The organism is Streptomyces sp. NPDC015032, assembly GCF_043080425.1.
In the GTDB taxonomy this organism is placed as follows: Bacteria; Actinomycetota; Actinomycetes; order Streptomycetales; family Streptomycetaceae; genus Streptomyces.
In genome coordinates this window covers 77,696-93,056 of the sequence record NZ_JBIBVN010000020.1, presented here as the reverse complement: position 1 = coordinate 93,056, position 15,361 = coordinate 77,696, and the positions used below count along the sequence as shown (strand labels likewise).

12 protein-coding genes and 2 tRNA genes are annotated in these 15,361 nt (G+C 70.8%); 8 read left to right on the top strand and 6 right to left on the bottom strand.

Translation table 11 applies throughout. The features are described from left to right. Nucleotides 1-84: 84 nt before the first annotated feature. Entirely contained in the window at nucleotides 85-498 is a 414-nt protein-coding gene (locus ACF08M_RS25595; RefSeq protein ID WP_003959770.1) for an SsgA family sporulation/cell division regulator, read from the bottom strand. Nucleotides 499-688: 190 nt separating this feature from the next. Between ACF08M_RS25595 and ACF08M_RS25590 the strand changes: the two genes are divergently transcribed. Beyond that, nucleotides 689-1,168, top strand: coding sequence for a TIGR02611 family protein (locus ACF08M_RS25590; protein ID WP_392187609.1), 480 nt, complete (start codon nucleotides 689-691; stop codon nucleotides 1,166-1,168). Between the two features lie 54 nt (nucleotides 1,169-1,222). Further along, nucleotides 1,223-1,294 (top strand) — tRNA-Val (locus ACF08M_RS25585). A gap of 268 nt (nucleotides 1,295-1,562) precedes the next feature. Here the strand turns inward: ACF08M_RS25585 and ACF08M_RS25580 are convergent. Then, nucleotides 1,563-4,100: an SCO7613 C-terminal domain-containing membrane protein gene (locus tag ACF08M_RS25580; protein ID WP_392187608.1), complete on the bottom strand. Its 2,538-nt coding sequence runs from the start codon at nucleotides 4,098-4,100 to the stop codon at nucleotides 1,563-1,565. A gap of 83 nt (nucleotides 4,101-4,183) precedes the next feature. Here ACF08M_RS25580 and ACF08M_RS25575 point away from each other — a divergent pair, with 83 nt between their 5' ends. Continuing rightward, nucleotides 4,184-4,630 (top strand): SRPBCC family protein, encoded by a 447-nt coding sequence (locus ACF08M_RS25575; protein WP_392187607.1) that lies wholly within the window; start codon nucleotides 4,184-4,186, stop codon nucleotides 4,628-4,630. A 39-nt stretch (nucleotides 4,631-4,669) separates the two neighbouring features. Continuing rightward, nucleotides 4,670-4,741: transfer RNA gene (locus tag ACF08M_RS25570), tRNA-Val, on the top strand. 96 nt (nucleotides 4,742-4,837) lie between these two features. On the opposite strand, the gene ACF08M_RS25565 is transcribed toward ACF08M_RS25570, so the two are convergent. Then, entirely contained in the window at nucleotides 4,838-5,563 is a 726-nt protein-coding gene (locus tag ACF08M_RS25565; RefSeq protein WP_392187606.1) for a 3'-5' exonuclease, read from the bottom strand. 206 nt (nucleotides 5,564-5,769) lie between these two features. On the opposite strand from ACF08M_RS25565, the gene ACF08M_RS25560 reads away from it, so the two are divergent. From ACF08M_RS25560 to thrS, 3 genes are all read left to right on the top strand, one after another. Beyond that, nucleotides 5,770-6,336 carry a DUF4365 domain-containing protein gene (locus tag ACF08M_RS25560; protein WP_392187605.1) on the top strand — a complete coding sequence of 189 codons (567 nt, stop codon included), beginning with the start codon at nucleotides 5,770-5,772 and terminating at the stop codon, nucleotides 6,334-6,336. Further along, nucleotides 6,336-7,610 (top strand): hypothetical protein, encoded by a 1,275-nt coding sequence (locus ACF08M_RS25555; protein ID WP_392187604.1) that lies wholly within the window; start codon nucleotides 6,336-6,338, stop codon nucleotides 7,608-7,610. Before ACF08M_RS25560 ends, ACF08M_RS25555 begins: the two co-directional genes overlap by 1 nt. A gap of 138 nt (nucleotides 7,611-7,748) precedes the next feature. Then, nucleotides 7,749-9,734, top strand: coding sequence for a threonine--tRNA ligase (thrS, locus tag ACF08M_RS25550; protein WP_392187603.1), 1,986 nt, complete (start codon nucleotides 7,749-7,751; stop codon nucleotides 9,732-9,734). A gap of 45 nt (nucleotides 9,735-9,779) precedes the next feature. On the opposite strand, the gene ACF08M_RS25545 is transcribed toward thrS, so the two are convergent. Beyond that, nucleotides 9,780-10,457, bottom strand: a complete 678-nt coding sequence (locus ACF08M_RS25545) for a potassium channel family protein (RefSeq protein ID WP_392187602.1) — start codon at nucleotides 10,455-10,457, stop codon at nucleotides 9,780-9,782. Nucleotides 10,458-10,523: 66 nt separating this feature from the next. On the opposite strand from ACF08M_RS25545, the gene ACF08M_RS25540 reads away from it, so the two are divergent. Further along, complete coding sequence (locus ACF08M_RS25540) at nucleotides 10,524-11,084, top strand: HIT family protein (RefSeq protein ID WP_392187601.1); 561 nt, start codon at nucleotides 10,524-10,526, stop codon at nucleotides 11,082-11,084. 134 nt (nucleotides 11,085-11,218) lie between these two features. On the opposite strand, the gene ACF08M_RS25535 is transcribed toward ACF08M_RS25540, so the two are convergent. Beyond that, nucleotides 11,219-12,889, bottom strand: a complete 1,671-nt coding sequence (locus ACF08M_RS25535; protein ID WP_392187600.1) for a hypothetical protein — start codon at nucleotides 12,887-12,889, stop codon at nucleotides 11,219-11,221. A gap of 147 nt (nucleotides 12,890-13,036) precedes the next feature. Then, nucleotides 13,037-15,262, bottom strand: coding sequence for an elongation factor G-like protein EF-G2 (locus ACF08M_RS25530; RefSeq protein WP_392187599.1), 2,226 nt, complete (start codon nucleotides 15,260-15,262; stop codon nucleotides 13,037-13,039). Nucleotides 15,263-15,361: the final 99 nt, after the last annotated feature.

Here is a 15,361-nt window from a genome sequence, read left to right as displayed (position 1 = left end):
ACGGCGTCGGTGCAAGCCTTGTGAGGTTGTCCGCGCGGCGCCGTCTCCCCGAGTCGGACGGCGCCGTGCAGCTCTCGGCCTGGCTCAGCTCTCGGCCAGGATGTGTGAGAGTTCCGTGTCGAGGTCGAAGTGACGATGCTCGGTGCCCGGTGGAACCGCGGCGTCGGTCCGCTTCAGGAACGACTCCAGGGCCCTCGCCGGGGCTTCGAGCAGGGCTTCGCCCTCTGGGGAGCTCAGTGCGATGCAGACGACGCCCTGGCCGTGACTACGGGATGGCCAGACGCGGACGTCTCCGGTGCCGGTGGGCCGGTGCAGCCCCTCGGCAAGGAGGTCGCGGGCGAAAACCCATTCGACCGTTTCCTCCGCTCCGGTATGGAAGGTGGCGTGCACGGCATAAGGATCGGCCGTGTCATACCGCAGGCCCGCGGGTACAGGCAGTGAGGACTCGCTCGACACAACGAGGCGCAGGTGCAGCTCGCAGCTGACCGTGGTGTTCATAAGCGCCAGGGCCTTTCGCTCAGTGTGCGCTCGGGGATTCGCACGTCGGCGAAATCGACATGCCACCTACGGTGGCGTTGTAAACCCCTCTGACCTTTTTGTGTCCCTTCGGGTAGCTCGTACGGCGGTGTGTAACTTTCGGTTATACGCCCATTCCGGTGATGAAGGGCGTTCCGGTAGGTTGGCGACCATGAGCGCGGACAGTGACGAGCGGGACGGGGGCGCCGTACGGGCGAATCCGGTGTCCGCCACGGGGGATGTGACGGGAGACGTCACGGAGGGTGTGACGAAGGAGGACCGGGTGCTCGGCTCCCGGGCGCCCGGGTTCATCAAGGCATCGCGGACGCTGCACCTGAGCTGGCAGGTCGGGGTCTTCGTGGTCGGCCTCGCGGTGGTCGTGGCGGGGATCATCATGCTCCCGCTGCCCGGCCCCGGCTGGCTGGTGATCTTCGGCGGCATGGCGATCTGGGCGACCGAGTTCGTCTGGGCGCAGCTGGTGCTGCGCTGGACACGGCGGAGGGTCACCGAGGCCGCTCAGCGCGCGCTCGACCCCAAGGTCCGGCGGCGCAACATCATCCTCACGGTGATCGGTCTGGTGATCATCGTGGTGCTCGTGGGGATCTACGTCTGGAAGTTCGGCATCACCATGCCGTGGAAGATCCACGAGTGACCGGGGGATGGTCATGGGGCCCCGCTGACATGCGGTAATGTTTGGCCTGCGCCCGGGCGATTAGCTCAGTGGGAGAGCGCTTCGTTCACACCGAAGAGGTCACTGGTTCGAACCCAGTATCGCCCACCCAGGGACAGAGGGCCCGTGAGACCACAGAGTCTCACGGGCCCTCTGCGTTTCCTGCTCGGGACGGGTGCTGCTCCCCGTACGGCCGCTGTGAGCACCCCGGCCCCGTCGTCCCGTGCGTTCCACGGCCTCCGTACGCATCCCTGCCCGCACCTCGGGCCGCGCTCGGCCGCGCCCTCCTGGGCGGCGGATGCCGTCCGTCGGGGGAGGTGACCGCAAGCCGGCCCGGCGTCCCCGAGGACGTTCCGGGCCGGCATGCGGCACACCGTCAACGCATCCGTCCCAGGGCGTCCTTCAGGCGCCGTGCGTCGCGCAGCCGCTGCTCGTATGTCGCTCCGACCGCCAGCAGCAGGACCCCGGCCAGCGCGGGCGGCAGCCAGCGCGGCAGTGCGCCGACGACCTGCACCACGTACGGCGCGAGTTCGTGCAGGCCGTCCAGCGCCAGCACCGCGCCACCGAGCAGCAGCAGAGCCTGGAGCCGCAGCCGCGCGCCCACCAGGGTGATCCCCAGTGCCACCGTACCGAGCAGCAGCGGCCGCACCCAGTGCGGATCGGCCCACGCCGCGAAGAGGCTCGGCACCAGAGTCGCCGACAGGCCCGCTCCGTACGCCGTCCACGACGACGCCTCCCGATCACGGCGCCGACGCAGCACCCCGACCACCAGAGCGGGCACCGTCACCGGCAGGGTGTACGCCTCCGGGGCGGACACCCCCGAAGCCGACAGCCGCAGCCAGGCCGCCAGGACGAAGAGTGCTGTCGCCAGGTACCCGGCCGGCGGCCGACGCTCGGCCCGCACGGCCGTACCCGCCGCCAGCACCCCGCACAGCGCCAGCACCAACGCCAGGAACGGCCGGTCGGGGACTGCCATGCCCACCGCCACGACACCCGCCGCCGCACCCGTCAGCTCGACCGGCAGAGCCGACGGGCGACCCCGCAACCGTGCCCCGAGCAACACCGTCACCGCAGGGACGACCAGCACGACCGGTGCCGCCCGATACCCGGCCAGTCCCCACGACGCCGCCAGCGCCCGGGCCAGCACCAGCCCGCACACCACCGCACCGCAGGCCGGCACCGCCTGCACGGTTCGCAGCACCCCTGCCGCGCGCACCGCCCGGACAGTTGGCAGCGGCGGCAAGGACCGGGCCGCCTGCGCAGCGACGCCTCCGAGTGCCACCGCAGCGGCCCCGGACATCACCAGCAACCATGTGAACACCGCATACGTGGCGGCCTCCGTGGCGAGCGACAGCATCCCCACGCTCACCGCACCGGCCACACCGCACACCGACGCGGCCGGCCCCACCCCGTCCGTCCCCCGGCGCCATCCCCGCACCGCCACCGCGAACGCCCCGGCGACCAGCACCGAATGCACCGACACGGCAGCCGCGTACGACAGCCCCAGCACCGCGGGCAACGCGGTGAGCCCCGCCCAGCCGAGCACCACCGCGGCGGCCCCCGCCGCACCCCGCCACGCCACGCCCGGCACCAGCACCGGCCCGGCCACCCGTACCAACTGCGCCCACCACCGGTACGCCGCCCCCGACAGGCCGGCCACCGCGAACAGCACCACCGGGGCCGAAGTCATGGCGGACCATGCCGGACCCTCCACGCCCAGCGCGCCCCGGACACCACCGTCCGGCTCACCCGACCACACGCGGACCAGCTGCGACACCGTACCCGTCAACGACAGACCGACGGGCGGCACCGCGGCCAGCACCGCCCCCGCCGTCACCGCCGACGAGGCCCACACCACTCCCTGTCCGACCCGGCGCGGCAGCGGAGCCCGCACCGCGGCCAACAGCACGACACCGCACAGCAGATACAGCGGCACCGACCATCCCCCGGCCACCCCGGCACCCAGCACACCGCCCACGGCGGCCACCCCACTGAGCCCGGCCACCACGCCGCCGGCCACCGCGAGCCCCTCCGGCGCACGCCGCGCCCCGGACACGGCGACCGCCGCACCCACGAGCAACAGCGCACCCGGCGCCGCCGCGGCGGACACCGTGTCGGCGGACACCGACCGTCCGAGAGCCACCAGCAGTCCTGGCAGACCCGTCGCCCAGCAACAGACGCAGGCCGTCACCCGAACCGCGACGCCCTTGCCCCGCACCGCGATCGCACAGTCCAGCGCGGCCGTCACCAGCAAGGCCCAGCCGAACGTCATGACCCCCGCGCCCGCCGACCACGCCCACAGCAACAGCGGCAGCTGCGCGGTCACCACCGCCAGCGGCAACGGCAGCCGGAGCCGGTCGAGCAGCAGCCCGTACGCACTCCAGAGCACGGCCAGCACCGCCGAGGCGGCCGCGGCGAAACCGGGACCGTCGGCCTCCGGAACCGCCACCCGGTGCAGCGCGTACGCGTCCAGCACCATCAGTACCGACGCCAGAGCGGCGAGCGCCTCGGCCGTCGAGGGCAGCCCGCGCCGCACCAGCACGGCGGGAACGGCGAGAGCCGCGAGCGTCATCACCCCGAGCACCGCCGAGCGGCCACCGATGCCCATGTGACCCCAGCTGACCAGGGTGAACGCGATCGCGGCGACCGTCAGCAGCAGTCCGCCCAGGGCGAGCAGCACGTTCTGCGTGCCGCGCGGCCCGGCGGACGGCGCGGGAGGTCCGAACGGAGCCGTGAGCGGGGACGGCGGGGCGAACGGGGGTGCCGGCGGGACGGCGGGGGACGCGACGGGCTGCGTCAGCACGCTCACCAGCCAGGCACGGCGGGTCAGCAGCTGGGACCGGCGGGCGTCCAACCGGGCCAGCTCGCGATCGAGGAGCACCAATTCCTCGGCGGGCGGCGGCACATGTTCCATGGACGGGAGTGTGGTCCGAGCCACAGGATCGGACATGCGCTCGGATACTCAGTTCCCCGGCTGAGTACGCGCAGACTGGGGCCATGGACTGGAGCCACTACCGCTTTGTGAGCATCTGGGACCTGCCGGGGCCGCCCGACAGCGTCTACGAGATCCTCGGACGAGCGGACGACTACCCGCGATGGTGGCCGCAGGTCCGCGAGGTCACCACGGTCGACGCCCTGACCGGTGCGACGCGCATCCGCTCCTTCCTCCCGTACGACCTCGTCATGACCGTCCGCGAACGCCGCCGCGACCCCGGGGCCCGGATCCTCGAAGCGACCCTCGGCGGCGATCTCGTCGGCTGGGCCCGGTGGACGGTCACCGCGCACGGCACCGGCAGCCGCGCCACGTACGAGCAGGAGGTCGAGGTGCACAGACCGCTGATGCGGCTTCTCGCCGTGCCCGGACGCGCTGTGTTCCGGGCCAACCACGCCCTGATGATGCGCGCCGGACGCCGGGGCCTCACGGCCTGGCTGGAAGGAGTTTGAACCGGACCCGCCGTGCCCTGTATGGTTCAACCCGTTCCCGGGCGATTAGCTCAGTGGGAGAGCGCTTCGTTCACACCGAAGAGGTCACTGGTTCGAACCCAGTATCGCCCACCCGGGAGAGGCCGGTCCGTCAGCAGAATCGACGGACCGGCCTCTGCGTGTCCGGGGCGGAGGCCGTGCCGGTGTCCACCGGCCCCGCCCGTCCGGTCATGCCACGGCGGGAAGTTCCGGGCGCAGCGGCCACGCCGGGTCCACCGCCTCCACGGTGCCGCTCTTCGCGAACCACGCCTGGAGACCGCGCGCCTGCGCCGCATGCCACACGGCCTGCAAGGTGTGCAGCTCCGGCGGGGTCAGCCGCTCCAGACGTGACGAGAACCGCCGCCCCACCGCCCGTACCAGCTCCAGCGAGGCCGCCGCGTCGGCCGCCGCGTCATGCGCGCCGTCCAGCGCCACCCCGTACAGCTCGCAGAGATCGGTGAGGGTCCGCCGCCCTTTGCGGTACCGGTCGAGATGCTTGTCGAGCACGCGCGGATCCAGCACGCACAGCGGTGCGTTCTGCAGGTACCCGGCGAGCGACGAGGCGCGATGGCGCCTCAACTCCCGGTCCAGCAGCGTCAGATCGAACGGCGCGTTCATCACGACGAGCGGCCGGCCGGCCGCGCACTGCTCGGTGAGCGCACGGGCTATCTCCTCCACCACCGGCGCCGGCCAGCGGCCGTTGCGCTGAAGGTGATCGTCGGTCAGACCGTGGATCGCGGTCGCCCCCACGGGCACCGGAATCCCCGGATTCACCAGCCAGCGGGTGACCCGCGCCCGCCCGCCCGCCGTGTCCTGGACGACCAGGGCGGCCGAGACGATCCGGTCCTCCTCGACGTCCACTCCCGTTGTCTCCGTGTCAAAAGCGGCCAATGGCCCTTCGTACCAGTGAGTCATCCCCGAACTCCTCGTGCCCGAACGGCAGATGGCGTGATTCCCCTGCCCGGTCCGGTGATACCCGCGCCCTTTGCCTGGTACGCCGTTTGCGCGCTGTTCGGTGCGGTGACAACACAGTTGACGGGAAAGGAAGTTGTCCCTCGCCCTTCTCCCGGCATCCCACCGTCGAAGAACCGATCGGCACAGCCCGGAAGGCACCCGCAGCCATGGCGCTCGCGCAGCCAGACCCGAGCGGGCTGCTGCCCCAGCGGATCGCACCGCTGCGCGGCACACTCGCCACCACCGCCTGCATGGAGACGCTCCAGGTGGGCTACCTGCACGCGGTCGCGGCCGCGGCGGGGTGCTCCCTGTCGCAGCCCTTCCCCGACAACGGCATCGACTGGCACGTCAGCCATGGCGCCCCCGGCCACGCCGTGGACGACGAAGTGACCATAAAGGTGCAGCTCAAATGCACCTATCAGATCCCGCCGCACCCGCCGGGCCCGACGTTCTCCTTCACACTCGACAACGCCCACCTCGTGAAGCTCGCCCGGACCCCCGTATCGGTGCACAAGATCCTGGTCGTGATGATCGTGCCGCGCAGCCAGGACGACTGGCTGCGCGCCGGACACGACCGGCTCGATCTGCGGCACTGCTGCTACTGGACCAACCTGGCCGGCCACGTGGTCACGGGCCGGCACCGGACCACCGTGCGGATCCCGACCTCGCGCATCTTCGACGACCGGGCGCTCTGCGAGATCATGACCCGCGTAGGGGCGGGAGGGAGACCCTGATGCACCGGCCGATGGACGAGTCCGTCAATGAAGCGGTCCCGTCAGCCACACGCCCGCACCCCGGTGAATCCGCAGGACCGTGGAGCACGGCGCCCCGGCCGTCCGGAGGCATCCCCGACCCCGCCCGGGTCGACCCCGCGGTCCTCGGCGTCCTGCTCGACCGGCACGGCTGGCGCCGCCGCGGCGGCCTGCCCGGACGGTACAGCCGCTGGACCCCACCGGGACCACCGGCCCCGCCCGGCGGCGGTACGAGCCTCCTCGTCCCGGACACCACCGCCTTCCCGGACGGCGAGGACCTCCTCGGCGAGGCACTGACCGCCCTCGCCCGCAGCGCCGCACCCTCGGCCCGCGAAGTCCTCGTCTCCCTCGCCGTCCCCAGCGACGAGATCCGCTGGTGGCGCGGGGTCCCCGAACCGGTCGCGGGAGCGGCCGGGGCCGCCGGCTGGACGGGCGCGGAGCGGCTGCACGGTGCGGCCGGGCAGTTCCTGCTCGCCGGCGCCCTCGCCGTACGGGGACGCGCCGGCTACCACGGCGCACGCCACCGCCGCAGGGCCCGGGCGGCCCTCGACGGCGTCCTCGTCGGCCCCGCACCAGGCGGCCGTCATCTCACCGCGTTCGTTCCCGTCGAGCCGGGCCGGGCCCTCACCGTACGGCTCCATCACGCCCTGCACGCCACTCGTGACGCAGTGGACTACCAGCGGGCCACCGGCGGCCTCGAAGCCTTCGACGCCGCTGTCGAGGCAGGCGTCAGCCGGGAGCTCACCGAGGCCCTCATCGCCTTGGTCCGGGGTTCGGAGGGGGCCGGGATCGCCCTGGAATGGGCGCCCGCCGCCGGGGCCCCCGAGGGCTGCCCGGCCCGCCCCGAGCCGGTGGAGTTCTCCCCCGGCGACCTGCCCGCCCTGCGCCGGGCGGGCGCCCGGTACCTCCGGGACGAACCCGCCGTGACGGTACGGATCACCGGCACCGTCGAACGGCTGCGGCGCCCGGCTCCGCGTGGCGCCGGGATCGTACGGCTGCGGGTGCTGGCCGGCGCCGAGGTACCGCACGTACGGCTGGAGCTGGACGAGGAGGCGTACCGGATCGCCGGCCACGCCCACCTGGTGGGGCTGCCGATCAGGGTGGAGGGCAGGCTGGAGAGCCGCGGCGGCTTCCGGCGGCTGACCCGGACCGCGCAGGTGGTGCCCGTGCAGGTGGACGAGGCGGAACGGGACCGGCTGATGAAGTCGCTCCAGGAGAACGTCGACCATTTCGAGGAGGCGTGCACGGGCGAATAGGGGTGCAGCGGGCGGGCCGCCGGGGAGTCGCGGGCCTTCACGGCTCCACCGTTTCGCAGAGGGGGCCCGCGGCTCGGTACGATTCGTATCGCACGCGCACCACACATGCGTGCGTACCCCCTGAGTCAGGAGAGACCGGTGTCAGACGTCCGTGTGATCATCCAACGCGATTCCGAGCGGGAAGAGCGCGTGGTGACGACGGGCACTACGGCAGCCGAGCTCTTCCCCGGCGAGCGCACCGTCGTCGCCGCCCGGGTCGCCGGTGAGCTGAAGGACCTCGCGTACGTCGTCGCCGACGGCGAGATCGTCGAGCCCGTCGAGATCTCCTCCGAGGACGGCCTGAACATCCTCCGGCACTCCACCGCGCACGTCATGGCACAGGCCGTGCAGCAGCTCTTCCCCGAGGCCAAACTGGGCATCGGTCCGCCGGTCAAGGACGGCTTCTACTACGACTTCGATGTCGAGAAGCCGTTCACTCCCGAGGACCTCAAGGCCATCGAGAAGAAGATGCAGGAGATCCAGAAGCGGGGGCAGAGGTTCTCCCGGCGGGTCGTGACGGACGAGGCCGCCCGTGAGGAGCTGGCCGACGAGCCGTACAAGCTGGAGCTCATCGGCATCAAGGGCTCCGATTCCGTCGAGAACGCCGGCGACGGCGCGGACGTCGAGGTGGGCGGCGGCGAGCTGACCATCTACGACAACCTCGACCCGAAGACCGGCGACCTGTGCTGGAAGGACCTCTGCCGTGGTCCGCACCTGCCGACCACCCGGTTCATCCCGGCGTTCAAACTGATGCGGAACGCCGCGGCGTACTGGCGGGGGAGCGAGAAGAACCCCATGCTCCAGCGCATCTACGGGACGGCCTGGCCCACCAAGGACGAGCTGAAGGCGCACCTGGAGTTCCTGGAGGAGGCCGCCAAGCGCGACCACCGCAAGCTCGGCAACGAACTGGACCTCTTCTCCTTCCCGGACGAGATCGGCCCCGGTCTCGCGGTCTTCCACCCCAAGGGCGGCATCATCCGCCGCGCCATGGAGGACTACTCGCGACGGCGTCACGAGGAGGAGGGCTACGAGTTCGTCTACTCCCCGCACGCCACCAAGGGCAAGCTCTTCGAGAAGTCCGGCCACCTGGACTGGTACGCCGACGGCATGTACCCGCCCATGCAGCTGGACGACGGGGTGGACTACTACCTCAAGCCGATGAACTGCCCGATGCACAACCTGATCTTCGACGCGCGCGGGCGTTCGTACCGTGAACTGCCGCTGCGGCTCTTCGAGTTCGGCACGGTATACCGATACGAGAAGTCCGGCGTCGTGCACGGTCTGACCCGCTCGCGCGGCTTCACGCAGGACGACGCGCACATCTACTGCACCAAGGAGCAGATGGCGGAGGAGCTCGACCGGACGCTCACCTTCGTCCTGAACCTGCTCCGCGACTACGGTCTGACCGACTTCTACCTGGAGCTCTCCACCAAGGACCCGGAGAAGTTCGTCGGCCCGGACGAGGTGTGGGAAGAGGCGACCGAGACGCTGCGCCAGGTCGCCGAGAAGCAGGGGCTGCCGCTGGTCCCGGACCCGGGCGGCGCCGCGTTCTACGGCCCGAAGATCTCGGTGCAGTGCAAGGACGCCATCGGCCGTACCTGGCAGATGTCGACCGTGCAGCTCGACTTCAACCTGCCGGAGCGCTTCGACCTGGAGTACACCGGCCCGGACGGCACCAAGCAGCGCCCGGTCATGATCCACCGCGCCCTGTTCGGTTCCATCGAGCGCTTCTTCGCGGTGCTCCTGGAGCACTACGCGGGTGCCTTCCCGGTGTGGCTGGCCCCGGTCCAGGCCGTCGGCATTCCGATCGGCGACGCGCACATCCCCTACCTCCAGGAGTTCGCGGCCAAGGCCCGGAAGAAGGGGCTGCGGGTCGAGGTCGACGCCTCGTCCGACCGGATGCAGAAGAAGATCCGGAACCAGCAGAAGGCCAAGGTGCCCTTCATGATCATCGCGGGCGACGAGGACATGGCCAACGGCGCCGTCTCCTTCCGCTACCGCGACGGATCGCAGGAGAACGGCATCCCCGTCGAGGACGCTCTCGCCAAGATCCAGAAGGCCGTCGAGGACCGCGTCCAGGTCTGACGGGCAGGAGAAGAGGCCCCCGGAGAGTCAGTGCCCCTCCCGGCACTAACGGCTCTCCGGGGGCCTCTTCTCGTCCTCCCGCCGGAACACCTGCAACAACCAGGACGAGAACGACCCCGTCACCGCTCCCAGCAGTGCCAGTCCGCAGGCCATCAGTCCCGATGCCACGACCCGGCCGCCCGGTGTGACCGGCACCGTGTCCCCGTACCCCACCGTCGTGAGCGTCTCGCAGGCCCACCACGCCGCGTCGCCGAACGTGCGGATCGACGTGCCCTTCGCGCCACGTTCCTGGTCGTACACGGCCAGCGCGGCGGAGAAGCCGAGCAGCAGGGCGCTCGCACCGGCATACGCGATCACGCGGGCGTAGAGGCTCAGCCGTGGCCGTTCCCGGCGCTTCTGGACAGCCGTGTAGACCCGGATCAGGCGCAGTGGGCGCAGCAGGGGAAGCAGCAGTACCACCGTGTCGAGCCAGTGCAGACGGAAGAAGCGGTGGCCGAGGCCGCTGAGGTGGAACCGTACGGCGTAGTCCGCGGCGAAGACCAGCCAGGTGGCGCCGACCAGCACGAGGGCGAGGGTGCCCCAGTGTCCGGCCTGGTGCGGGGCGAGCACGCGGACCGCGTAACCGAGCAGGAAGAGCAGGGACGCGCCGAAGAGCGGCACCTCCGTGCGCTGTTCCCAGCGCCTGAGACGAGGCAGGGTGGAGTCCGCGGGCTGGTCGCTCATCGCCCCAGCATCGCCGGGCGCCGACGGGGGCGGCCCCGGCGACACGCTTGCCAGGAGTGAAGCAATATGCTGATCGGCATGACGAGTGAGCCGGAGCAGCAGATCGGAGTGGGAACGCCCGACGCGTTCCAGCGCCTGTGGACGCCCCACCGGATGGCGTATATCCAGGGCGAGAACAAGCCGTCCGGTCCGGAGGCCGGCGACGGCTGTCCGTTCTGCGCGATTCCGTCGCAGTCGGACGAGGACGGCCTTGTCGTCGCGCGCGGCAGCAACGTCTATGCCGTGCTGAATCTGTATCCGTACAACGGCGGGCACCTGATGGTGGTGCCGTACCGGCACGTCGCGGACTACACGGAGCTGGACGCTCCGGAGACCATGGAGCTGGCCGACTTCACCAAGCGGGCGATGGTGGCCCTGCGGACGGCGTCGGGAGCACACGGGTTCAACATCGGTATGAACCAGGGCTCCGTGGCGGGCGCCGGTATCGCGGCCCATCTGCATCAGCATCTGGTGCCGCGCTGGGGTGGTGACACCAACTTCATGCCGGTGGTCGGGCACACGAAGGTGCTGCCGCAACTGCTCGCCGATACGCGCAAGATGCTGGCGGACGCCTGGCCGGTGGACTGATCCGGGCCGTCGTCTGCGCCTGTTTCCGAGAGGCCGCCCCGGCCTCCGTGATGTGCCGGGGCGACCTCTAATTTCGTTTGGATCACGCCGGGCTCGCGGGGCCTGGCATGATCCAAACGAAAGGCCCTGGCTGTCTATGCGTCGTACAGGTCGGCCTTGCGCGGGGTCGGGTCCTGGACCGCTCCGCTCAGCATCATCGATCGGTTGTCGAAGCGTTCGGTGTCGACGCCGTTCTCCTCCAGGACGCGCAGGGCGGCGCTGTGCACGGCGCGCAGGACGGGGGTGGCGGCGCGCATCGCGTCGTCGGCCATGAAGCGGTGGCGCCACGGCTTCTCGGCCCAGGCGTGGCGCAGGCCGAACGGCTCGGGCAGGGCGATCTTGCCGCCCAGGTAGTCCAGGAGCGGCGGGTACCAGGTGAACGGCGCGCGCAGGGCGAGGCGGACGACTTCGCGGGGTTCGACCAGCGCGAGGGTGATGTCGCGGGTCTCCCAGAACCGGACGGTCTTGTTGACCGTCCTGGTCTTGGCCGCGGGCTTGCTGGTGAAGAGCGAGTGGACCGGGCCGAGCGCGTGTCCGGTGACTTCGATGCGCAGGGTTTCGTAGAGCACCGTGACCGTGATCATCATGGTGATGACCAATTGGCCGTCCCAGAGAGTGAACTGGACGCCCAGGTAGTGCCGGTCGCCGCCACCGAACTGCTGGTGGTTGCAGATTCGCTGTATCTCGTGCGGCTTGACCTGGAAGGTGGCGACATCGTCTCCGTCGGGGCGGGAGACCGAGTCCGCGTTCTCACCGACGGGTGAGACGATCCAGTGGGTGACCGACGGGGTGGGGAACCCGCCGGTGTTCAGCGGGCCGCGTTCGAGCACCTTGAGCTGGTCGTGGATGGCCCGTATCAGGTCCCAGCTGCGGAACTGGTGGAATTCCTTGCCGGGTTCCCTGGGGGCGAGCTCTTCGGCGAGCTGCCAGCTGCCCCAGCGGGTTCCCATGCCGAGGATTCCCTTGGGGCCCGCATAGAAGACCGAGTTGGACTGCTGCTCGGCGGAGAGTTTCTCCAGGCTCTGGCGGAGTGCCTCTCGGGAGGTCTCGTTGGGGTTCTTGGGCACGGCCTCGGGGATCTTGGCGATGACGCCGCCACCGGAGAGCAGCCCCTCCCAGCGGGCCCGCATGTCCTTGGCGGAGGATTCCGCGATCCGTCTGGCGATGAGCCAGCCGATGACGGGGGCCACGATCATCGCCCGTACGTAGAGCGCCAGGAATCCGGTGACCGGCAGTTTGACCAGGAAGAACAGGGCCACGATGCCGATGACCGGGAGCAGCACGTTGCCCAGGGTGGCGAGGGCCTTGTCCTTGGTGCCGCCGAGCCAGTCACGCAGCCGGAAGGCGATGACCCACATGATCATGCCGGGCAGGAAGAGAAAGCCGAACAGGGCGGTGACCGCGGTCAGTTTGGTGTCGCGCGTCCTGCGGAGGCGGTTCGCGGACAGACAGTGTTCGACCACGGTCCGAGGGTCGGTCCCGAAGGACTGGACGAGGGCCTTCCGGGCGCCGCCCAGCGCGCGTTCCTGGACGGCGCGGGAGAACGCCTCACCGAGATTGGGCTTGAAGTAGTCGGACTTGAAGAGCTTGGAACGGCCCGTTTTGACTTCGGACTTGTGCCACTCGCTGTTGGCTTCAAGGATCTTCTCCACCGGGCTGTCGCGGTACGCGGCGGAGGCGAGGGCGTTCGTCGCCACCGCCTGCCCGCCCGTGCCCTGGAGCGGGATCTGCGCTCCGGGAGAGAAATCGAATCCGTCGTTGGCCACTGCCGCCCCCACTCGCCGCCAAGGAACTGCTCCTGCGGCTGTTTCCCAACTGCCGTGCCCGGCACACCTTCTGAGCTGGGACCACAGCGTATCGTCCGGATCACTTTGCCGCCCTCCCTTGTGGACAAGGGAGGGCGGCACAGTCGATTACGCATCATTCGGGTTGGTCTGCTGCCGTTCGTGGAGGCGTTCCGCGAGCTGTGGGGGCATGGCTTCGTGCCGGGCGTACGCCCGGTCGAAGCGCCCGGCGCCATGGGAGAGGGAGCGGAGCTCGATCGCATACCTGCCGATCTCCAGCTCGGGTACTTCGGCCCGTACGAGGGTGCGCCCGGGGCCGGACTGTTCGGTTCCGATCACCCTGCCCCGCCGCCCGGACAGATCGCTCATCACCGGTCCGACGTAGTCGTCGGGGACCAGGACCCGGATCTCGGCGACGGGTTCGAGGAGCTGGATGCGGGTGTCCGAGGCCGCTTCGCGCAGGGCCAGCGCGCCCGCCGTCTGGAACGCGGCGTCGGAGGAGTCCACGGAGTGGGACTTCCCGTCCCGCAGGGTCACGCGTACGTCGACGAGCGGATGCCCGGCCGCCACTCCGCGGGCGGCCTGGGCGCGCACGCCCTTCTCGACGGACGGGATGAACTGGCGCGGTACCGCTCCGCCGACCACCTTGTCGACGAATTCGATTCCCGATCCCGGCGGCAGCGGCTCCACGTCGATCTCGCAGATGGCGTACTGGCCGTGGCCGCCGGACTGTTTCACATGCCGGCCGCGCCCGGTCGCGGGGGCGGCGAAGGTCTCGCGCAGCGACACCTTGTGGGGCACGGCGTCGACCTGGACTCCGTAGTGGTTGCGCAGCCGGTCCAGTGCCACGTCCTGATGGGCCTCGCCGAGGCACCACAGGACCACCTGGTGGGTGTCCTGGTTCTGTTCGAGGCGCATGGTCGGGTCCTCCGCGACGAGCCGGGACAGGCCCTGGGAGAGCTTGTCCTCGTCGGCCTTGCTGTGTGCCTCGATGGCGAGCGGCAGCAGCGGGTCGGGCGTGGCCCAGGGGTCCATCACCAGTGGCCGGTCCGTGGCGGAGAGGGTGTCCCCGGTCTCGGCGCCGGCCAGTTTGGCGACGCAGGCCAGGTCTCCGGCGATGCATGCGGTGAGGGGGCGCTGCTGTTTGCCGAACGGGGAGGAGAGCGCTCCGACGCGTACCTCCGCCTCGTGGAAGGGGCGGGTCTCGTGGCCGGGGTCGGTGAGGCCGTGTCCGAAGACGTGGACGGTTTCGTCGGGGCGCAGGGTGCCGGAGAAGACGCGTACGAGCGAGACCCGGCCGACGTACGGGTCGGAGGCGGTCTTGACGACCTCCGCGAGGAGCGGGCCCCGCGGGTCGCAGGTGAGGACCGGCCGAGGTGCTCCGTGCAGCGGGGTGACTTCGGGGAGGGGGCGCTCCAGCGGGGTGGGGAAGCCACCGGTGATGAGGTCGAGGAGTTCGACGGTGCCGACGCCCTGGCGGGCGCCCTCGGCGGCGGGGGCCGCGGCCAGGACGGGGTGGAAGGCGTCCCGGGCGATCGCGCGTTCCAGGTCGTCGACGAGTGTCTTGATGTCGATGTCGGCCCCGTCGAGGTAGCGGTCCATCAGGGTCTCGTCCTCGCTCTCGGCGATGATCCCCTCGATGAGCCGGTTGCGGGCCTCCTGGAGCGGGGCCTGCTGGGCGTCGGTGGGCGGGTTCTCCCGCCGCTCCCCCGACGCGTAGTCGAAGATCCGCTGGGTGAGGAGCCCGGTGAGCCCGGTGAGCGGGGCGTGTCCGTCGGGGCCCTCGGGGCCGTGGACGGGCAGGTGGAGCGGGAGCACCGCGTCGGGGTCGTCGCCGCCGAAGATCTCGCCGCAGATCCGGGTCATCCGGTCGAACGAGGTGCGCGCGGTGTCGAGGTGGGTGACGACGATGGCGCGCGGCATGCCGACGGCGGCGCACTCGTCCCACACGGCGCGGGTCGTACCCGCCACGGCGTCGGCCTCCTGGGCGGCGGACACGATGAACAGCGCCGCGTCCGCCGCCCGCAGACCGGCCCTGAGCTCCCCGACGAAATCCGCGTATCCGGGGGTGTCCAGAAGATTGATCCGGTACCCGCCCCATTCGACGGGGACGAGCGAGAGCTGTACGGAGCGTTGCCGGCGGTGTTCGATCTCGTCGTAGTCGGAGATCGTCGCGCCGTCCTCGACCCGGCCCGCCCGGTTGACCGCGCCCGCGGTCATCGCGAGAGCCTCGACGAGGGTGGTCTTGCCGGAGCCGCTGTGGCCGACCAGCACCACATTCCGTATCGATGAGGGCTGGTCGGCCGTCGCCGCCCTGCCGGCGGCCCCGGTGTGTGCATGTGCCTTGTCGCCCATGATGCGTGCCTCCCAGGTAGTGGCGCGGAGCGGGAAGAAAAGCCGGCGCGGTGTGGGGAGAAGGGTGCACGGGCACGGGGGAGCCGCCGCGGCGGCTAC